Raw genomic sequence first — 21,236 nt, 5'->3', positions numbered from 1 at the left:
AAGAACGCCAAGAACGCCAAGAGGGAGAGAAGAATGCAACTTACGCCGCAGGAAAAAGATAAGTTGTTAATTTTTACTGCTGCTTTAGTGGCAGAAAGACGTAAGAATAGAGGTTTGAAATTAAATTATCCAGAAGCAGTTGCTTATATTTCTGCTGCGATTTTAGAAGGTGCTAGAGATGGGCAAACTGTCGCTGAATTAATGACTTATGGCACAACTTTGTTAACGCGAGATGATGTGATGTCAGGTGTGCCGGAAATGGTGCATGAAGTGCAAGTGGAAGCAACTTTTCCTGATGGGACAAAGTTGGTAACTGTGCATAATCCGATTCGTTAATTTGCAAAGGAGAAAACAATGATTCCAGGGGAAATTATCACACCAGCAGGAGAAATTGAACTTAATGCTGGTCGTGAAACTATTAAATTACAAGTAGCAAATACAGGAGATCGCCCGATACAAGTTGGTTCGCATTTTCACTTTTTTGAAGTTAACTCAGCTTTAAATTTTGACCGAGAACAAGCGCGAGGAATGCGCCTTGATATTCCTGCCGGCACAGCAGTTCGCTTTGAACCAGGCGATGAAAAAGAGGTTTTTTTGGTTTCATTAATGGGGAGTCGTGAGGTATATGGATTTAATAGTTTGATTAATGGTGTTTTGGAGTAAAGCTAAGGAAGTCTTAATAAGAAGAGCAATGATAAGGAGCAAAAGAAGAAGTATTATCCAACATAACTAATAAATTAAATATTGTCATTTAACTGAAAATGTTATGTTAATTTGTGATTCTAATAAAAAACTATTTTTTACATATCAAATAGCTCAATAGCATAGTAACTTGAAAGTGTTTTCTTCAAAAAATATGAGCTTCTATTGTCATAAAACACACCTTTCATTTTATCTGATCTATAAAGATTGCCTATCTCTGTCTCTACTAATCTATAAACAGATAAATAAAAATGCTGCAATGCATTGATTTCAGTACCTTTTTCACCCTCATAAAAATACGAGCTATATCCCATTGAATCTCGACCATAGCAGACTACTAAATCTTTCTTCAAATGAAATGATTCATTTATTCCTGTAATTTCATCAGGTAAAAAGTAATAGGTATCATGGTCAAATTCAGTTCTATCATCTTTGTGATTATAGGAGTGTAGATACTTTTCAATGCTTTCAATGCCCTTACAATTATATATAAATAGATAAGTATGTGCTTGCGAAATATTTTTTATATTTTCAAAATAATCAATACCATTATGAAAAATTTGTTTGTTTATTGTTGTCTTGACTTCAATAACAGCAATGACTGATTCTTCAGGAACTATTACTATATCATTGAGCCTATAAAAAGGTGCATAAAGATGAGAATTATAAATTAAGATGTCACATTGTTTAGACAATTCTCCATTTTTTGCGCGTATGAAACCTTGTTCAACGCTCACCATCCTTGGTAAGTTTTTTTTCAAAAAATCTCGTAAAATTTCTTCCGTCAAAACGCCTATAGTCGGATTGTGTTTTTTGATAAACTCTTTAATCTGATTGAGTCTATTTTGTAGCTCTTTACTAACAAACTCAAAATAATCCTCCACAATATGCCTCACTTTTACTAAAAATTACATTTTAAATTAAAAATATGACTACAAACATCATTTTCATTATATGTATAATCAACATTAGTTTTAATTTATTTAAGTTTAATTAATATTTATTTTTTAAAATTTTCTCCTATATAAAATTATAAACTTATACAAACATCCTTTATACCCTCCCTAAACTTGTTCAAAAATCATCAAAGTAATATACACCCAGGAGTGCATTTATGCCTTACAGAATGGATCGCCGTGCTTATGCAGAAACATACGGGCCGACAGTAGGCGATCGCGTCCGACTTGCGGATACAGAATTATTTATTGAAGTAGAACAAGATTTCACCACCTATGGCGACGAAGTGAAATTTGGTGGCGGTAAAGTTATCCGCGATGGGATGGGACAATCCCCCATTTCTAACGCCGATGGTGCTGTCGATTTAGTAATTACAAACGCTTTAATTCTCGATTGGTGGGGTGTAGTTAAAGCCGATATTGGTATTAAAGACGGCAAGATTTTTAAAATTGGTAAAGCGGGAAATCCTTATATTCAAAATAATGTCGATATTATTATTGGCCCCGGAACCGAAGCTTTAGCTGGGGAAGGGATGATTCTCACGGCTGGAGGTGTGGATTCCCACATCCATTTTATTTGCCCGCAGCAGATAGAAGTTGCGATCGCCTCCGGAATTACTACCATGATTGGCGGTGGAACAGGCCCCGCTACAGGGACAAACGCCACTACCTGCACCCCAGGCCCTTGGAATATGTACCGGATGTTGCAAGCGGCTGATGCTTTTCCTGTGAATTTAGGATTTCTAGGTAAAGGTAACGCCAGCCAACCTCAAGGACTTGTGGAACAAGTACAAGCTGGTGCAATGGGGTTAAAGTTGCATGAAGACTGGGGAACCACACCCGCAACCATTGACACTTGCCTCAGCGTCGCCGATGAGTATGATGTACAAGTGGCAATTCACACCGACACCCTCAACGAAGCCGGATTTGTTGAAGATACCATCGCAGCTTTCAAAAATCGTGCTATCCACACTTACCACACCGAAGGCGCAGGGGGAGGACACGCACCAGATATTATCAAAGTTTGTGGTGAGGCGAATGTTCTCCCATCTTCCACCAACCCCACACGTCCTTACACCCTCAATACTTTAGACGAACACCTGGATATGTTGATGGTATGTCACCATCTCGATCCCGCGATCGCCGAAGATGTCGCTTTTGCTGAGTCTCGCATTCGTCGGGAAACCATCGCCGCCGAAGATATTTTGCATGATTTAGGCGCGTTTAGCATGATTTCTTCCGACTCCCAAGCAATGGGGCGAGTAGGGGAAGTAATAATTCGCACCTGGCAGACATCTCATAAAATGAAGGTGCAACGGGGAATCCTTAACCCGCAAGGAGATGAGCAAAGGGCAGATAATTTTCGAGCGAAAAGATATGTCGCCAAGTACACCATCAACCCAGCCATTACCCACGGAATAGCCGAGTATGTCGGGTCAGTGGAAGAGGGTAAACTTGCAGATTTATGTTTGTGGCGACCAGCCTTTTTTGGTGTGAAGCCAGAAATAGTCATTAAAGGCGGAATGATTGCATGGTCGCAGATGGGCGACGCTAACGCCAGCATTCCCACACCGCAACCAGTGCATATGCGACCGATGTTTGGTAGTTTTGCAGGGGCGCGTCACGCCACATCATTAACTTTTGTTTCCCAAGCGGCGTTAGAAAGGGAGATTCCCAGCCAGTTAGGTTTAAGAAAATCGGCGGTAGCAGTTTCCGGGACACGCCAAATAACTAAGCGAGATTTAAAGCTAAATGATGCGCTACCTCATATTGAAGTAGATCCAGAAACCTATGAAGTCAGGGCTGATGGCGAATTGTTGATTTGTGAACCTGCGACAATTTTACCAATGGCGCAAAGATACTTTTTGTTTTAGTCCATGACCGAGCAATCTACCGATTACGATAGTCCTTGGAAAGAAATCATTGAGCTATATTTTCCCCGGTTTCTGGAATTCTTTTTTACCCTAGCTTACGACGCGATCGACTGGACGCGACCTTATGAATTTCTGGACACCGAATTGCAACAGCTAGAACCCGATGCGGAAATTGGACGGCGTTTCGTTGATAAAGTCGCCAAAGTTTGGTTACTTGACGGCGAAGAAGCTTGGGTATTAGTTCACGTAGAAGTCCAAGGACAATATGACAGCCAATTTGCCGAACGGATGTACACCTACAATTACCGCTTGTTTGACCGCCATAAAAAGCGAGTCATCAGCTTGGCTGTATTAGCCGATGAACAAGCAAATTGGCGACCTTCCAGCTACGGCTATGAACTGGCGGGATGTCGTGTCAGCTTAGAGTTTCCCATAGCGAAGTTATTAGACTATGAACAAACCTGGGAAACTCTAGAGCAAACTATCAATCCCTTTGGGATAATAGTGATGGCGCATCTCAAAACCAAAGCGACGCAACGCAACCCAGAAAGTCGGCTACAGTGGAAACTAAGCCTAGTTAGACGACTTTTTGAAAGGGGGTACAGCCGGGAAGATATTCAAGAACTATTTCGGTTTATCGACTGGGTGATGGTTTTACCAAAAGAATTGACAAGTAGTTTCAAAACAGAAGTGAGAAATTACGAGGAGACAAATAGAATGCGGTACGTAACTAGTATTGAAAGGTTAGCAAAAGAAGAAGGTATTGTCGAAAATGCTAGAGAAAGCGTGATTGAAGTTCTAGAAACTCGCTTTGGAGAAGTGCCAACTGCTATTGTGGAAGCTATCAATGCTATAGAAGAACCATCGGTATTAAAGACACTTCATAAAAGAGCGATCGCAATTCCTTCGACATCAGAATTTCAGCAACTCTTAGATAATCTTACTTCTGGACAATGAGCGATCGCAATTCCTTCGATATCGGAATTTCAGCAACTCTTAGATAATCTTAGTTCTGGACAATGAGCGATCGCCTATTTTGTGGTGAGAGAGCGATCGCTTTTCTTGAGAGCGTCAGCATTACCACTTTTTAAAAGCTAAAATCAAAGTGCAGCACTCCGTGTTCAACTCATGATGACTCCGAAATTGATGATTGAACCTTCATACTGGTTGGGAACAGGAATCAAACTAGAAAAAGTTAATAATCTTAATTTTTTTAAGTTTACCGATGAACTGCAAGCACGTTCAGATGAACTGCTAGAACGCAGCAAATCAGGGTTAATCACGCCAGAAGAAAAAGCGGAATTAGATGGTATATCTGAGTTAGCGCAGATTTTTACCTACGCTAATTCTGTTTTAGCTGCTGAATCAAAATGGTTCCCCAATCCATCCGAGAAATCATCGCTGACAGAGCAAAATACCTCTATGAATATTGTTACTTAATTTTCAATTTTTAATTCAATCTCTGCTTACAGCAAGATATCATCAATTTTATTTCTAACTTCACGGCTAACATAACAATCGCTATTTAGACAATCTACAAGAATTTTTTTTGCTATGAAATAATCTCTTAATATTAACTTTTGTTGATTATTAAACTGCCATTCATATCCTATATTCCGATAATCTATTAGTATGCTTCTGAATTGTTTTACCCAATTTCTACCAAATTTATTCCATAAAAATTTAAATACGCTTTTATCTTTCTCAGGATTAGGGATTTTTTGTTGAAATCTTCTTAAAGATCTCTGTAATTCTCTACTATCAGTTAAGGAAATTGAGCGGTTTATAGTATATTTTAATTTATTTACATTCTCAATTTTTGGTAAATCACTTTCAGCAAGAATGACTGCTTGATTTAAAGCGGATAAAAGGGCATTATCCAAGTCTAAATCTGGAGAGTGTATACTAGTATTAAGTAAACCATTATCATCTTCTTTATAAAAGCCCAGCAACAAATTTATATCTATTGGTGAGAACCAGCTCTTATAAAAGTCTTTCTTAATAAAAGGATTTGTTACCTCGATATCCTCATAATCGATATCCTCATAATAATGTTTGGTATCTACTATAAATTTTATGTCATTATCATTTTTATCATGTTTCTCAAAACCTATATCATGATTTATATAAAATTCTTGTATTTCTTCTAAATGATGGTTAGCTTTCACAGAAATAGATTTTTGATTAACCCAAATAAACCATTTTTTTATTTCTTCATCTTCTGCAATTAAATTATCAATTTTTGCCTTCATTAATAATAATAAATTATCAGCTTTACGCATCATTCCTACTGCAATCAAAAACACCTCCCGCCACCGTCTTTCAATAATATGTTCTACGAAAATTTCGTAAGCAGAATTAGCAACTATTTCCCTTGCTGTGAAATACTCTTGAAAAGTAAGATGCGAAAAAGAATATATACCCTTTGCTCGTTCAACCAATAGCCCATGCTGTGATTCAATGGACTTCAAAACTGCTTCGCTATCTAGTTTTAATTCCTCTGGTTCAGTACGAGCATCGCGTAAATTGTAAATAAAATCAGCAATATAAGCCTCAACAGTTTTTTGCTTAAAGAAATATTCCTTGCGTTCAAAGGTAGCTAGAGCAATTTGACTCAACAAATCTACCTTACGATTCAAAGATAGATTTTTATAAACTTGATCGCGCTCAATGTTACGTTTGGCATCCCATTTTTTCAACAATACTTCCACCCCTTCTTTATACAGTTCAGAGCGATTGGTTGGAAAATCTGCGCTTTCTCCAAAGACTAAACAAAGTAGGGTTAGCAATAGCGGATTGGTCGCTAGTTCATAAATCGGCTCGTTATCTTCAAGTTTTTGAAGAAATCTTTCAGCTTTCAATGGATCGATTAACCGAAACCAATTCTGTGCAAAAATCACGATTTGATCTTTATCAAAATCTGCTACTTCAACTTCAGTAAACTTCTCAAAAGTGTATTCTTTAGCAGCTATGCGACATGTGATGACAAACTGATTGGTATAAAAATTCTCAGAAATTTCTAGAATTTGCCGTAACACTTGCCTTGTATCTTCTTCCCGAACTTCGTCTAATCCATCTAGTAATACTAATGCTTTACCATATCTTAACAATTGTTCTATTTTCTCTTTTGCATTCTGTATTCCACAAAATGATAATTTTTCAACAAAATATTCCAGAATATTTGGCTGTTGAGATTCTTCTGCAAATTCCTTTAAGGTGATGAAAAAGGGAACTCTGTTGATTAAATACTGCCCCTCAATACACTGTATAGCCAGATACTTCAAAAATGTGGTCTTTCCTGCGCCTGGTTTACCTAACACCATCAGCTTGTTGTGACGCTGCACTGCTTCCAGCCCTGGTACTCGCTCCTCTTTAACCCTGTTAAGACCAAAGCGCTCAAAGTCATCTGTTTCGCAGTTTTGGAGCAGTTCTCTAATTTCCAGTCGCCTGCGTCCGGTGATTTTTTCTAGAATGTTGACATTGGTATAAATACCCCGTTCGCCAGTTAACTCTATTGGCTGGGACATATCCAGTACCCGCATGGTTCCACACTTTTCTTTAATGCTGGTTTTAACTTGTTCGCGGATTTCTTGAACTAGAGCAACAATATCAGCTTCTGCAACTTCAGCAGTTGAGCTACCAGCTAGTTTCTGATGGGAATACCGTTTTTGTAGATACTCTCGCAGACGGCTTTCTTTGACAGGTCCACTGCCACTGATACTGAACTTATTGTAAATACCCGTCAAGCAACTACTGAGATTGCTTTGAGAGATGTTGAGCGCTTGTGTAACTTGCACTCGACTCTTGCCATTACCAAAGATTTCCACAAAAACTGTCTTTTCTCTATGGGATAATTCGCTGTATTGCTCTAGTTGTGTTAGGAAGTTTTGTGGTAACGACATATACTTAGAATGAAATCGCTTTAAATTTCAGTTTAGCTGGCGTTTTTAGGGATTTAGGTCAAATTATTATATGTCAAGACAAGTCAATATAAGTCACTTCAGGTCAAATAAATAACTACAAAATAAAATTGCGACATTGAACTCAGTCAATTAACTGAGGCGATCGCAATGTTAGAAACACTTATTCCCCTAGTTATCAACAAGTCTGTAGAAATTATCCTGGGGCTACTGCTGGAAAAATTCTGGGCTTGGGTTCTGAAGGATAACAACTGCCAACGCCTGAACCAATTCCTGAAAATACAGATTCTCGCACTCTATATCGATTGGGTTTTGCTCAAAACCCCTCTAAAATATCTACCTGAGTCCGCACAAGATAATAATTCAGAAATCAGTGCTTAGTATCAAATAGGGAGGATATGACGCAGGATAAAGGCTGACTTTAGCGGATACGCTCAACCTGTGTCTATGCTCCACTCTCAAAATTGGAAAGCAGCAAAATTACTGCCTGCTGTTTACGATATATCAACTTGCTATATATCTATTTTGAAAAATTAACCAAATATGATTCAATTAGTGAGTAATTATTTGCCTAGGAAAAATGAGCAAATTTAACATCATATAAAATTAAAAAATCAATTTAAGCTTTTAGGTAAATAATCTTGATTCAAGAGTAGATTAACTAAAATTGATATAAATATAGCTAAGATTACAAACCTTCAATTTTACCTACACCCGCTACATGAACTCACAAAATTCTCGCTCTGACAAAATTTTGGTTGTAGATGATTCTCCAGACAACGTGTTTTTAATCAAAACTATTTTGGAGGAAGAAGGCTACACAATTAGCACAGCAGAAAATGGTGCTTCGGCTTTAGCACAACTAGAAGCATCTCCTTGTGATTTGGTATTGCTGGATCTGATGATGCCAGGAATGGATGGTTACGAAGTTACTAGGCGTATACGTGGTAATACTGCCATGCAGCAATATATCCCCATACTGCTGATTACTGCCCATGATGCGCCAAATGTCGCTAAAGGATTAGATTTAGGTGCTGATGATTTTATCCGCAAGCCTGTAACCGTGGATGAATTGCTGGCGCGGGTGCGATCGCTCTTACGGCTAAAACACAGTATCGATGAACGTGATGAAATTGCTCGCCAACGCGAAGATTTTGTTTCTCGCCTCACCCATGACTTACGCACCCCCCTAGTAGCAGCCGATCGCGTACTGATGCTGTTTCAGCAAGGTGCTTTAGGAGCTTTATCGAGCCAAATGGAAGAGGTGATCGCTATCATGGCGCGTAGCAACACCAATCTGCTTTCGATGGTAAATACCTTATTGGAAGTTTACCGCTTTGAAGCTGGTCGCAAAACCTTGGCGTTTCAACCAGTGAACCTCCGCCAGTTACTAGAGGAAGTGGTAGGGGAATTAACACCTTTAGCTGAAGCAAAATCACTAGCAATGAATTTGGAAGTTGCTCAAGAGTTAACTATCAACACACTCATGAGCGATCGCTTAGAATTGCATCGTCTATTTACTAATCTCATAGGTAATGCCATCAAATTTACCGAGTCTGGCTCAGTAAATATTCGTCTAAGCTCAAAAACGGAAAGCAGCAAAAAGTCTTATTTAGATGCTTCGGGAAATTCTACTATAAGTGACTACCTAATAGTTGAGGTAGAAGACACAGGCCCCGGTATTTCTCCTGAAGAACAAACCACTTTATTTGAGCGATTTCGCCAAGGAAGTCACAAGAGTTCTGGTAGTGGCTTAGGACTATATCTTTCGCGGCGAATTGTCGAAGCCCATCAAGGCAATATTTTAGTTAAATCTGAGTTGGGTAAAGGTAGTTTATTCATTGTTATGCTACCTATAAAACAGTGAGTCAATAGTCAATAGTCATTTGTCCCCCTTGTCCTCGTTGTCCCCCTTGTCCTCCTTCCCTAACCCCTATAAAAAAATGATTACTGAATTATCAATTCCTGTGGCTGATATTATTCGGAAACAGCGCGAATTTTTTCAAACTGGTAAAACTAAAGATGTTGCTTTTAGAATTGCACAACTCAAAATTCTTAAACAAGCAATTCTGGAGAATGAACAAGAAATTGTGCAGGCATTAAAAGCTGATTTAAATAAAGCAGAATTTGAAGCTTATGCTACAGAAATTTTAGTCACAAAGGAAATTGATTACGCCATCAAGCATATTAAGGATTGGACAAAGGCTCAAAAAGCCGCAGTTCCTATTGAATTTTTTCAATACTCAGCAAAGATTTATTCAGAGCCGCTAGGAGTTGTTTTAATAATCGGCCCTTGGAACTATCCATTTAACTTAATTATTGCCCCATTAGTTGGTGCGATCGCGGCTGGAAATTGTACATTTCTCAAACCTTCAGAACTTGCACCTCATACCTCTAATTTTTTGGCTGGAATGATTCCTAAATATTTTGACCCAGCATATATTGCAGTGGTAGAAGGTGGTGTAGAAACCAGCCAAAATCTCTTAGCAGAAAAATTTGACTATATCTTTTTTACTGGTGGTACAAGTGTAGGCAGAATCGTCATGGAAGCGGCGGCAAAACACCTCACACCAGTTACCTTAGAATTAGGCGGTAAAAGTCCTTGTATTGTAGATACTGAAATCAATCTAGAACACACCGTAAAGCGAATTACTTGGGGCAAGTTTATTAATGCCGGACAAACTTGTATTGCTCCTGACTATATTTTAGTTGATAAAAAAATTAAAACAAATTTGATAGAAGGTCTGAAAAAAACTATCAAAGAATTTTATGGGGATAACCCTGCCAGTAGTCCTGATTATGCCCGCATAATCTCTCAAAAACACTTTGATAGATTAGCAAATCTCCTGAAAAATGGTGAATTTGTCATCGGTGGAGAAACTAACCGAGAAGAACGTTATATAGCTCCCACAGTAGTTGATAACATCTCCTGGGAAGATGCCATCATGCAGGAAGAAATTTTTGGGCCGATTTTGCCCATCATTGAATATAGTGATATCACAGAAGCGATCGCCTTAATTAATTCTCGACCAAAACCCCTAGCTTTATACTTATTTTCTCAAAATAAAAACCTGCAAAAGCGCATTTTGCAGGAAACTTCATCTGGTGGAGTTTGTCTCAACGACACAGTGATGCATTGTGGTGTATCATCATTACCATTTGGTGGTGTGGGTGATAGTGGTATTGGTAGTTATCACGGTAAAGCCAGTTTTGACACCTTTTCCCACCGTAAAAGTGTCTTGAAAAACTCCTTTTTATTAGACTTAAAATGGCGTTACGCTCCCTATGAGGGAAAATTAGCTTTCCTCAAACGGCTTCTTGGTTAAGAAATGAACAATAATCGTCTTCAACAAGATACCCGACTTCTTAAAGAAGTCGGGTATCTAAAACTATCGATTTTACTTTTCAAACAACCTCTTAATTACGAATTACGAATTACGAATTAGTAATTAATTATTAGTAACTATAACGTTCCTCAGCCCAAGGTTCACCCCGTTGGTGGTAACCATTACGTTCCCAAAAACCAAGTTCTTCACGATTGAGAAACTGTAAACCATTAATCCACTTGGCACTTTTCCAAGCGTAAAGATGGGGAACAACTAACCGCATCGGCCCACCATGTTCTGCTGGTAAAGGTTCACCAAATAGTTTAAAAGCAAAGAAGTTTTCTTCCCGGAGAAAATCTGCCATTGCGATATTAGTAGTGTAGCCACCATAGCAATGTTCCATCACATGAACTGCTTGGGGATCTACCTCGATCAAATTCATAAAGTCTGTAACTTTAATCCCGGTCCACTTAACATCGAGTTTAGACCAGCGTGTTACACAGTGAAAATCTGCTGTGAATTCAGATTGAGGTAAAGCCATAAAATCTGCCCAAGTAAAAGCGGCAGGTTTTGCTAAACCCCAAACTTTGAATTCCCATTCTTCTGTACTTATTTGCGGTGTTTCACCATAAGTTAAAACAGGGAAGCCCTTAGCCAGGTATTGGCCAGGAGGTACCCGTTCATTCTCTTGTTGCTCTGGTTTCTGAAAAAATTTTCCTAACATATTCTTAGAAAAATCACTTTTTCAAGATAATTGGTTTTCTTGAGATGATTGTCTAAGGATTTGAGCATCTGCGCTACCCTCAAAAGGAGACAAAATAGCAATTGCGCAAAGTACTAAAAATCCAGAAACTACAGATACCTTAATTTTTATAAATTCCTTGAGCATCAGCCATATGCAATAGTTAATGGAACTTGTCCAATTAACTATAACTATGTATGGATAATGCCCTCAGAAAAGCAGCGAAAAAGCGCTAATTTAACAGCGCTGTTCGTGCTTTTCTTACTACCGACATTATTATTCGTCTTCTGCTTCCTCGTCTTCAGCAGCTGGGTAGACAAATGTAGAGCGTCCAGTCAAAATCGACTTGCCTAGGGAAAGAGCTTTTTGAGCTTCAACAGTAGCTTTATGTCTCCAGGTAGCTCGGCGCTTATCTCTTTTGGACTTAGATGTTTTCTTCTTAGGAACAGCCATGATAGCGGATATCGCAATTCTTGACAACCTTTTTATTCTAAGCGATCCATTGACACTGACAACAAGAACTCAGTCGAGAATTCAGACAAGGAGCGGTAGACTTAGAGAAATTTTCATTCTCCGCATCTGCGTCCCTAAGCATTTTCTTCAATGCTTAGGGACTTCCAAATAAAAAAACATCCCAATCATTAACTTACCAAGCCCGCAACTCGTAGGGGCGGGGTCACCCCCATACGTGTCAACTTAACATGAAACCCTTGCCAAAGCTTGATTTTGAATTAAATCGCTTAACATCAAGATCCGCGTTACCCCACCCCAGTTTTGTCTAAAGCCAAAACGTCCCCTCAGAGTTTACGGGGAGGGGATTAAGGGGTGGGGTGAAAGACTTGTGGGATAAGCGTTTTAACTTAAGTTGACACCAATGGGTCACCCCGCCCCTACAATTTGGCATAATTTATTTTTTGGAGTTCCCTTATTTGGTAGTAGCTGGTTGATCTGGTTTGGGGATTGCAGGATTTTGTTCGGAATTGGGAGGTAGAGCATTTTGTCCTAGATTGGGAACTACAGGATTTTGTCCTAGATTGGGGATTACAGAATTTTGTCCCGAAAACAGTAGCGATCGCGCTGTCTTAAAATAACTTGCCCAACGCTGGGGATCGGGGCGATTACGCCATTGCGGGCGAGTCACTTCTAAAGCTAAAACTGGGGCGATCGCTCCCTGACTTTGTACGGTGACAATTACTGAAACATCTGTAACTAAAATATCTTGATCGAAGCTCCTCTGCGTTGCTGCTCTCGCTGCCGCTTCTGCCCTTCTGAGTACGGTTTCGTAAGTTTCTTCCGGTAGGCGATCAATCGCTAGATCTACTCTAGCTGTATAAGCTCTGACAATCTGCGGGGCGATCGCTTCGCACACAAACCATACAGGAACAGCAGAAAAAAGCAAAACTGCTAACTGAACTATCCGGATTTTTCTGGCAATTTGGCTAATAACTGAAAAGGAAATGATCGATGATGGTTGATGAGCAACACTTCTACTCATGACTTTCTAACTCCTGACTGAACAATCTCTAATTTAAATTGAGTGCAAGTATTTTCCGGCTAGTTTATGTAATAAAAATTACATATAATCTTCATTTCGATAGGAATCTCCTAGACTATAAGACATAGGTTAACTTTGTTTTTTCAGCAAAGCCAACAGCAATTTTAGGTAAACAAGAAGCGACAAACAGGAGATGGTAAATTACTGGGCGATTACTATTGGCATCAATCAATATCATTTATTTCAACCTTTAAGTTGCGCTCAAGCAGATGCTCTTGCACTCCAAGAGTTTTTGGTTAAAGAGGCAGGTTTTACAAACCGGCGCTGTCTGCTGATGACGGATACTTCACCGCCAATGGGAGATAAATCCACATATCCCACTAAGGAGAATATTCTTCTTTTACTAGAGGATTTGGCAGCAGGATTTTGGCAACCACAAGATTATTTGTGGTTATTCTTTAGCGGCTATGGGATCAACTACAAGGGACAAGATTACTTAATGCCAGTGGAGGGTAACCCCGATCTTGTGGAGGAGACTGGCATAGAACTGCGATCGCTGATGCAAAGTTTGCAACTGACTGGGCTGAATGTATTGCTCCTACTGGATATCAACCGCGCTTTTGGTACGCAAGCGGATGCTCCCGTTGGGCAGGAAACTCTAGAACTTGCCCAAGAGCTACAATTGGCGACAATTCTTTCTTGCCAACCAGAGCAATTCTCCCACGAAAGCCGGGAATTAGGTCATGGATTCTTCACCGCAGCGTTGTTAGAAGCTTTGCGTTCTGGTCGTGGTAGTAGCCTGGGAGATTTAGAAAACTACCTGAGCGTTCTCACCCCAGAATTATGTCAACATCATTGGCGACCAAAACAAAACCCGATCGCTGTTATCCCATCCCAGCAGCAAATTATCTTACCGCCATTGAGAAGTAAGATTACACCAACCCAAAGCGCAGCAGAAACCGTGATTTTTCCAGAAGAATCCTTTGCGGTTGCGCGTGCAGCACCTAATATTGCCGCAAATTCTGCCAAAACTGCCTCTAAAGTCCAAAAAACTGGCGGACAACAGCCACTCCAAGGGATGGAAACTACTGTTAGCCCCAAATCCCCACAAGGGAAGTCTCCAAAGTTGACAGCAGTCAGTGAAAAATCTCAGAGTCAGCCCGTCCAAAATTCAGCTGCTAATGTAGCCTCTGGGCCAGTTCTTCACCCAGAACGGAATTTTCCACAGCCACCCCAGGTACTCCCATCGGCGCAGGAAGTTGCTGGAGAACGGTCTATTCCTGATTCTTCCTCAGCTTTTATCTCCCAACCACCTGCAACTCAGGTCAAAACTTCATTCTGGAAGCAGCTTTTATGGTGGCTAGGAGGTAGCTTATTAATATTAGGTTTAGTTGCAGTAGTTTTTCTCCGCAATCAAACCAGATTGAGAACGGCTGAAGTATTCAGCACATCGTCTAATAGTGCGACTAATCGGGCAAAAGACCTGAATAATGTACCAAATAGTCGCTCTGTCTCCAATTCCACTACACCAACTCAACCAACTCAACCCCCAAAACCATCAACCGCGCCAACAGTTGTTAATTCCGAGTCACAACAACGGAATCAAGCTGTGTTAGACCTAGCGAAAATGTCTTTGAGGGAAACTCAAGCCAGCGATTTAAGTTTAGCGATCGCCACTGCTCGGAAAATTTCATCGGGTGAACCGCTTTACGAACAAGCGCAAGAGGATATTAAAATCTGGAGTCGGATGATTTTGGATTTGGCAGAAGGTCGCGCTCAACAAAAACAGTATGCCAGTGCAGTGGCAGCGGCGCAATTAATCACTAAAGACGAACCACTTTATCCCAAAGCACAAGCACTGATTAACCAATGGCGGCTAGAAGCCAAGCAGTATGTCAGTAACAAAACTCTTTTAGATGCGGCTAATGCCTTAATTAAACCAGGACAAGCATCTACATATAATCGTGCTATTGAAGTCGCCAAGAAAGTTCCACCAGGTCAACCAGGCTTCGATACAGCCCAAAAATCTATTAATCAATGGAGTGAGAAGATTTTGGATATGGCGAAGAATCGCGCTGTCCAAGGGGAACTTAATGCAGCAATTGCAACTGCGGCTTTAGTACCAGAAATGACTTCTGCTTATGAAGATTCCCAAGAAGCCATTCAAAAATGGCAGGTAAGGCGGATTAAATAATTAGTCCAGATTCCAAAATCCAGAGTCCAGAATCAATGGCAGTTTGCTGTAAATTCTGGACTCTTTATTTAATGTCTCAAATTTGAGGAATAATAACTCGCAACTCACAACTCAGCACACTTTACTAGCAATACTGAGAAACATCCTCTCCACATTCATCAGCTAGATAGCATAACGCCCGGAAACGTAAGCCCACTACTTCCTCATATAAAGGATTTAGCTTACACATTGGCGGAATATGAAATAAGGTTTTGCCAAATAACTTGACATCACGCTCAAAAGGACACTGAGAAGGAATTAATTTACACAAGCGGTGTGCTAATTCGCGATCGCTGACTTGAATCCTGTCTACTTTTTGTCGTAGGGGCTGGAGAAAATCACAGTAAGACTTAGTAGCAGAACGTGGCAGCTGGTTTTGTTGGGTATTAGTAGCTTCTGCTTGATTGATTGATACCCAGCTTGCCAAAAAAATTCTTTTTGTGGTATTATCGAATACCTTCATGGTTACTCCTCTATTTAATGGAGGGTATTCACCTTTACGATGAACATATACATACTGGCTACTACCATTCCCGGAAAAATCTTGTCTCTTCTAGATGCAATCTGATGTTATCCGTAGCCACTTCAGTGAGAACTCATTTATTACTACGTCAAGTTAAACGCAATTTCCCTGGAATCGGAAGTGTGATCTACCGATCTTGTTCATAACTTGACATAGTTAAGATTTTAGTGAAGACATCTATCTTTGGATTGATTTTACAATATTTGTTACAAAACTTAATTATATAGTATAACACTGAGTGCAAAGACTAACTGCTAAATTCTATACATATCAGGCAGCTTATGCATGATATTGTTTCGCTTCCAGGTTGTAACAATTAAACGGATACAGGGTTATAGGGAAGTAAAGACGCGGTAAATAATGTATAGCAAGATTTTGGGGAATTGATATTAGCTTGACAGGAGATGTCTATCATGTGCTGTGATATATGTCAATAAACAAGGAAAAAATTTCTGCAATGATTCCTCGTTGTTAGACTTGTTACTCGAAAGGATTTGTTCCCTAAGGAATGGGCATGGGGCATTGGGCATTGGGCATTGGGCATTGGGCATTGGGCATTGGGCATTGCTCAATTGTCCTCCTTGTCTCCCTTGTCCTTCTTGTTTCCCTTGTCCCCCCTGCCCCCTCTGCCCCCCTACCCCCTCAATCATAGGTAACGCGAGTGACTTTCCAGCAATTTGCAATCTATGGCGTATTAGCCTTGACTTACCTGGGGTTGGCATTGGGCTACATTCCTGGGTTACGCATGAACCGTGCCACTATCGCCCTAGTGGGGTCTGCTTTTTTAATTGCTTTGGGTGCTGTAAAATTGCCGGAAGCATGGCAAGCAATTGATGCCAATACCATCGTATTTTTGCTGAGTATGATGGTAATAAATGCCAACCTCACTTATGCAGGATTTTTTGGGCGATCGCTTTCCATACTTTTGAGCATTACCCGCAGTCCTCTAGGCTTGTTGATTGCTTTAACCTTTGGTAGTGGTATCCTCTCTGCCCTATTTCTCAACGACACAATAGCGTTAATTTTTACACCACTGACATTGGGACTAACTCAAGCCTTGGGTTTAAATCCCATACCTTATTTACTAGCGATCGCAGGTGCAACTAATATAGGTTCTGTAGCCACCTTGAGCGGTAATCCCCAAAATATTTTAATTGGTTCATTTTCAGGTATTCCTTACCTCGATTTTCTCTTCGCACTCGCCCCAGTCGCCTTAATTGGTTTAGTAATTCAGATAGGATTGCTCTGGTTACTTTATCCTGATGTCCGTTCCACCCAACCTTGTCAGGAATTAGTTGCGGGAAATCATCGGATTTACAAACCTTTATTTAATAAAACATTAGTCATCACCACAGGATTACTTATCGCCTTTGCTATGGGCTTACCTCTAGCGGAATCTACTTTAGTTGCTGCTAGTTTGTTATTAATTACGCGGCGAATTAAACCACAGCGCATTCTCCAAAGAATCGATTGGAATTTGCTAGTGATGTTTTCGGGATTATTTATTCTGACGCGAGTCACAGAAAAATTAAATTTATTGCAGCTATTTACTCATGCAGTCAATTCTTCTGCAAGTTTTTTGAGTGTAACTGTTGTCTTATCTAATTTAATTTCTAATGTTCCGGCTGTTCTTTTATTGCATCCTTTGATCCCCAAGGATAATACTCAATATTGGCTATTACTAGCAGCCGGATCTACATTAGCAGGTAATCTCACTTTGTTTGGTTCAGTTGCTAACTTAATAGTTGTCGAAGCCGCTACCAATTTAGGCTACAAGCTCACTTTCTGGGAGCATCTACGCTTTGGTGTACCGCTTACATTGTGTACTTTATTTCTAACTTATCTGTGGATTCACTAGGTACTTAAACTCATACTATAGACTATAGTTGAAACACGAGTTTACCTAATAAAGGTCAAAAAGTCATGAATACATTTAATATTACATTTGATATTCCTGATTGGATTCAAGAAGGTTTAAATAATAGTCAATATCAACGCTTTGGTGGTGTTATTCGGGAAACGAACAGTGGAAACATAGTAGCTCACTTAAGAGAAACTAGTTTTTGTATTGATAAAGCTTTATTGAGTATAACTGAATTAGGAAGTCTTGCTAGTATTTTAAATTTAGGTGTAAGTGTAGTAGGTTTTACTTTAATTTTAAATAAATTAAATGATATAAATAATAGGTTACTTTCTATTGAAAGTAATTTGCAAAGAATTGAACTTAAAATAGATAATATTAATTCTAAAATTGACTTAAGCTTTAAAAGCGAACTTATAGGAGCTTTGAATCAGCTTAATAAAGCTATGCTTATAGATGAAATTCCACTAAGAAAACAATTAATTGTTAATATAGTTTCTATCTTTGAAAAATCAAAAGAGTTATTTAAAAATTTATTATTAAAAGCTTTGGAAGAAGTTTTTTATAATTATGAAGGTTTATTATCTTTGTATCAGTTATACATTCTTTCATACTTTTCTTATATCGGTTTAACTATTTCATATCTAGAACTTGAAGAGTTACATATATCAAATACAGTTTTGAAAGAAAGTTATGCAATATTAAAAGAAATTTACGAAGAAATTTTATTGGTATCAGATGATAATTATGACGTAGAAAAACTTGAAGAGGAATTTATATCTATGGTCGAGTATTTGGGTGTAGAAAAATTCACTATACCGCCTTCATCTTTAATAGAATACTTATTTATAGGAGAGAAACTACATCCCGATCATGAAGCAATAAAAATAAGAAATGAAAAAAAAATAGAATATGCTAAACAGGTAATTAAAGAAATGAGAATAATTTGTTTTAGTTTAGATAATTTTATAGAAGAAATTAATTTTATACAAAAATTGCAATTAACTTGGGTAGAATGGAAGACAATAAAACCTGTTGACATTACTGACAAATCTGAATATATGTATATTATTAATACTACTTCAACCTTTCCCACCTAATTCGTGTTATACATAGTGGTTAAATTGTTTATTTAAACTTGTTTGTCAAGTGCATAATAAAATAAAACTAAATCTACTAACTTAAAATAAAGCCTCTGCTTTAATTATCAGAGGCTTCACTGTAACTAATTATTTATTCATTTACAAAGTTAGGGTTATTCCAATCTAATGTTTTACTAGATAAAAACAGCGTTCGTATATCTTTACCATGCACGGCATAGCAGGCATCATCAACTACCGTCAGGATTAGATCTAATAAACTACTAGATTCAGCCCAAGTTTTGCTGTGAATCTGGAATATCCAGTCTAGCAAATCAATAGAGTTGTTACACTGTTCGAGATCAATTTCATAATAATGACTACCATTGCACTCAATTTGAATAGTTAGGTTGTCCCGCCGGAAGTAGACGTAAAAATCACCTTCCCTGACTCCGTTGTGAAGCCTCTCCTGTCTTTCCTGTTTCTGCTTCTGAAAAAGCTCCGCCACACTGAAGAATTCTGGTTTTATTATATTGTTTTGGCTAAACATAAATTTATTTTTCTATACTGCTTTCTACTGTAGCGAAAACTTTCTGGTATCGTTGGTAGAGATATCAGAATAGAAAGTTCGGTTAAGCCTAATTGATATTTCCTTCAACTCTCATGCCAAAACGCAAAGACACTCAGAAATAACTTTGCGTCTTCGCGTCTTTGCGTTAAATTTTAATTCTCAATACCTTACGATGCTACCTGAGCCGCTGTCCTAGGCCGCCGTCTTCTCCCATCACTGACTTTTACAGGTGGCTCATCAGGAATCTGCATTAACAATGTCACAGTCGGTTGACATTGCAGTTCCCGACGGATGGAGCGTTGCAATTCTCTTTCTAACATACCTTGCAAACCACCCCAATCTACTTCGGTTTGCTCTCCTTCACCGGGTTGGGTAAATTCTGACCAACGAACGCCCAAAATTTCTTCAATTCGCTGTTGTACCCATTTTTGTAAAAGCGATCGCTCTATACTTGTTACCACACCCCGCAGATGAATTTCTGGCTTCGCTAATAATTTACCACTCCAATCGATGGCGGCGGCGATGGTGACAATACCTTCGGAAGCCATGCGTTGGCGTTCTTGCAATACTTTAGCGCTAACCATTCCAGAACTAGTAGTATCTACCAATTCTATTCCGGATGGCACTTTCCCGGCAACGCCAATCGAGTTTTCTGTCAATTCGACGATATCGCCATTCTGGATAATCACCATGTTTTCTGGCGGAATACCCATACTCTGTGCTGTTTGCGAGTGCTTCACTAGCATCCGATGTTCACCGTGAAATGGTACGAAAAACTTCGGTTGAGTTAAAGCAATCATCAGCTTTTGGTCTTCTTGACAACCGTGACCGGAAACGTGAATTCCTTTCTCGCGACCATAGACGACGTTTGCCCCTTGGAGCATCAATTTATCTATAGTATTCACAACAGCGATGGTATTTCCGGGAATCGGGTTAGCGGAGAAGACTACTGTATCGCCTTGACGAATTTTAATGTGGGGGTGTTCTTTGTTAGCAATTCGTGTCATCGCTGCCATTGTCTCCCCCTGAGAACCAGTGGTGAGAATTAGCACTTTCTCATCTGGTAGACCGCGAACAGAGTGCAACGGTTGCAGCAGATGGTCTGGACATTTGATGTAACCTAAATTGCGAGCGTGGGCAATTAAATTTAGCATCGAACGTCCGACAACTGTCACTGTGCGGTTGTGTTTCTGCGCCAGTTCCAAAATCATGTTGATGCGATGGACGCTGGAAGCAAATGTCGTGACAAATAATCTCCCGGTGGCTTGAGAGAATACGCGGTCAAGATTGGGATAGACGGAACGTTCGGAAGGGGTAAATCCGGGTACTTCTGAGTTAGTCGAATCACTCAACAGACAAAGCACGCCTTTTTCGCCATGTTCTGCTAGCCGTTGTAAGTCAAATCTTTCCCCATCCACTGGGGTGTGGTCGATTTTAAAATCTCCGGTGTGGATGACTATACCGATGGGCGTATGAATCGCCACGGTAAAACTATCAGCGATGGAGTGGGTGTTGCGAATGTATTCGACAAAGAAGGATTTGCCAATTCTGACGACATCGCGGGGTAAAACTGATCTTAACTCTGTGCGATCGCGTACTCCTGCTTCTTCTAATTTCCCCTCTAGCATGGCCATTGCTAGTCTCGGCCCGTAAATTACAGGTATGTCAAACTGTTTGAGGTGAAATGCAATCCCGCCTATATGGTCTTCATGACCGTGGGTAACGATCATGCCTTTAATTTTATGGCGGTTTTCCCGTAGATAAGTCGTATCTGGCAGGACAATATTTACACCATGCATCGCCTCTGTCGGAAAGGCTAAACCTGCATCTAATAAAACAATTTCATCGTCGTACTCGAAAACACAGGTATTTTTACCAATTTCATGTAATCCGCCCAAAGGAATAATTTTTAGGGCGGAGCTTGTATCGTTTTTAGCCATTTGCTCCTTGAATT

19 protein-coding genes are annotated in these 21,236 nt (G+C 39.5%); 11 read left to right on the top strand and 8 right to left on the bottom strand.

Annotated features, from left to right (window positions below; all coding sequences use genetic code 11):
• Positions 1 to 33: 33 nt before the first annotated feature.
• Positions 34 to 336: an urease subunit gamma gene (gene ureA, locus AACU32_RS35940; protein ID WP_096607036.1), complete on the top strand. Its 303-nt coding sequence runs from the start codon at positions 34 to 36 to the stop codon at positions 334 to 336.
• A gap of 18 nt (positions 337 to 354) precedes the next feature.
• On the top strand, positions 355 to 663 hold the full coding sequence (locus AACU32_RS35935; RefSeq protein WP_096607035.1) for an urease subunit beta: 309 nt from the start codon (positions 355 to 357) through the stop codon (positions 661 to 663).
• A 137-nt stretch (positions 664 to 800) separates the two neighbouring features.
• On the opposite strand, the gene AACU32_RS35930 is transcribed toward AACU32_RS35935, so the two are convergent.
• Positions 801 to 1,586, bottom strand: coding sequence for a DUF6602 domain-containing protein (locus tag AACU32_RS35930; RefSeq protein ID WP_339378557.1), 786 nt, complete (start codon positions 1,584 to 1,586; stop codon positions 801 to 803).
• Between the two features lie 230 nt (positions 1,587 to 1,816).
• On the opposite strand from AACU32_RS35930, the gene ureC reads away from it, so the two are divergent.
• From ureC to AACU32_RS35915, 3 genes are all read left to right on the top strand, one after another.
• Positions 1,817 to 3,532, top strand: a complete 1,716-nt coding sequence (gene ureC, locus AACU32_RS35925) for an urease subunit alpha (RefSeq protein ID WP_096607034.1) — start codon at positions 1,817 to 1,819, stop codon at positions 3,530 to 3,532.
• A 3-nt stretch (positions 3,533 to 3,535) separates the two neighbouring features.
• Complete coding sequence (locus AACU32_RS35920) at positions 3,536 to 4,489, top strand: transposase (RefSeq protein ID WP_096607033.1); 954 nt, start codon at positions 3,536 to 3,538, stop codon at positions 4,487 to 4,489.
• A 171-nt stretch (positions 4,490 to 4,660) separates the two neighbouring features.
• The gene (locus AACU32_RS35915; protein ID WP_339378556.1) at positions 4,661 to 4,972 is read left to right on the top strand and encodes a hypothetical protein; all 312 of its coding nucleotides are present in this window, start codon (positions 4,661 to 4,663) and stop codon (positions 4,970 to 4,972) included.
• 26 nt (positions 4,973 to 4,998) lie between these two features.
• Here the strand turns inward: AACU32_RS35915 and AACU32_RS35910 are convergent, their stop codons facing one another.
• Complete coding sequence (locus AACU32_RS35910) at positions 4,999 to 7,434, bottom strand: NACHT domain-containing protein (RefSeq protein WP_096607032.1); 2,436 nt, start codon at positions 7,432 to 7,434, stop codon at positions 4,999 to 5,001.
• 168 nt (positions 7,435 to 7,602) lie between these two features.
• Here AACU32_RS35910 and AACU32_RS35905 point away from each other — a divergent pair, with 168 nt between their 5' ends.
• The 3 genes from AACU32_RS35905 (at position 7,603) to AACU32_RS35895 (ending at position 10,778) form a co-directional block, all read left to right on the top strand.
• On the top strand, positions 7,603 to 7,833 hold the full coding sequence (locus tag AACU32_RS35905) for a hypothetical protein (RefSeq protein WP_096607031.1): 231 nt from the start codon (positions 7,603 to 7,605) through the stop codon (positions 7,831 to 7,833).
• Positions 7,834 to 8,173: 340 nt separating this feature from the next.
• On the top strand, positions 8,174 to 9,319 hold the full coding sequence (locus AACU32_RS35900) for a hybrid sensor histidine kinase/response regulator (RefSeq protein ID WP_096607030.1): 1,146 nt from the start codon (positions 8,174 to 8,176) through the stop codon (positions 9,317 to 9,319).
• A gap of 76 nt (positions 9,320 to 9,395) precedes the next feature.
• Entirely contained in the window at positions 9,396 to 10,778 is a 1,383-nt protein-coding gene (locus tag AACU32_RS35895) for an aldehyde dehydrogenase (protein WP_096607029.1), read from the top strand.
• 130 nt (positions 10,779 to 10,908) lie between these two features.
• On the opposite strand, the gene AACU32_RS35890 is transcribed toward AACU32_RS35895, so the two are convergent.
• The 3 genes from AACU32_RS35890 to AACU32_RS35880 form a co-directional block, all read right to left on the bottom strand.
• A complete protein-coding gene (locus tag AACU32_RS35890; RefSeq protein WP_096607028.1) occupies positions 10,909 to 11,502 on the bottom strand; it encodes a sulfite oxidase-like oxidoreductase in 594 nt (197 codons plus the stop codon).
• 294 nt (positions 11,503 to 11,796) lie between these two features.
• Positions 11,797 to 11,973, bottom strand: coding sequence for a 50S ribosomal protein L32 (rpmF, locus tag AACU32_RS35885; RefSeq protein WP_096607027.1), 177 nt, complete (start codon positions 11,971 to 11,973; stop codon positions 11,797 to 11,799).
• A gap of 472 nt (positions 11,974 to 12,445) precedes the next feature.
• A complete protein-coding gene (locus AACU32_RS35880; RefSeq protein ID WP_096607026.1) occupies positions 12,446 to 13,015 on the bottom strand; it encodes a hypothetical protein in 570 nt (189 codons plus the stop codon).
• 193 nt (positions 13,016 to 13,208) lie between these two features.
• Here AACU32_RS35880 and AACU32_RS35875 point away from each other — a divergent pair, with 193 nt between their 5' ends.
• On the top strand, positions 13,209 to 15,209 hold the full coding sequence (locus tag AACU32_RS35875; RefSeq protein WP_096607025.1) for a caspase family protein: 2,001 nt from the start codon (positions 13,209 to 13,211) through the stop codon (positions 15,207 to 15,209).
• A 124-nt stretch (positions 15,210 to 15,333) separates the two neighbouring features.
• Here the strand turns inward: AACU32_RS35875 and AACU32_RS35870 are convergent, their stop codons facing one another.
• Positions 15,334 to 15,711 carry a Mo-dependent nitrogenase C-terminal domain-containing protein gene (locus AACU32_RS35870; protein ID WP_096607024.1) on the bottom strand — a complete coding sequence of 126 codons (378 nt, stop codon included), beginning with the start codon at positions 15,709 to 15,711 and terminating at the stop codon, positions 15,334 to 15,336.
• A 721-nt stretch (positions 15,712 to 16,432) separates the two neighbouring features.
• On the opposite strand from AACU32_RS35870, the gene AACU32_RS35865 reads away from it, so the two are divergent.
• Both AACU32_RS35865 and AACU32_RS35860 read left to right on the top strand, forming a co-directional pair.
• Positions 16,433 to 17,629, top strand: a complete 1,197-nt coding sequence (locus AACU32_RS35865) for an anion transporter (protein WP_096607023.1) — start codon at positions 16,433 to 16,435, stop codon at positions 17,627 to 17,629.
• Between the two features lie 65 nt (positions 17,630 to 17,694).
• Entirely contained in the window at positions 17,695 to 18,732 is a 1,038-nt protein-coding gene (locus tag AACU32_RS35860; protein WP_096607022.1) for a hypothetical protein, read from the top strand.
• 133 nt (positions 18,733 to 18,865) lie between these two features.
• On the opposite strand, the gene AACU32_RS35855 is transcribed toward AACU32_RS35860, so the two are convergent.
• Both AACU32_RS35855 and AACU32_RS35850 read right to left on the bottom strand, forming a co-directional pair.
• Positions 18,866 to 19,261 (bottom strand): hypothetical protein, encoded by a 396-nt coding sequence (locus AACU32_RS35855; protein WP_096607021.1) that lies wholly within the window; start codon positions 19,259 to 19,261, stop codon positions 18,866 to 18,868.
• 188 nt (positions 19,262 to 19,449) lie between these two features.
• On the bottom strand, positions 19,450 to 21,222 hold the full coding sequence (locus AACU32_RS35850; protein ID WP_096607020.1) for a ribonuclease J: 1,773 nt from the start codon (positions 21,220 to 21,222) through the stop codon (positions 19,450 to 19,452).
• Positions 21,223 to 21,236 lie beyond the last annotated feature (14 nt).

Origin of the sequence: Calothrix sp. NIES-2100 (genome assembly GCF_963875285.1) — a bacterium.
GTDB lineage: Bacteria > Cyanobacteriota > Cyanobacteriia > Cyanobacteriales > Nostocaceae > Aulosira.
Note: the sequence above shows the minus strand (reverse complement) of the source record. Positions and strands in the feature narration are given on the sequence as shown.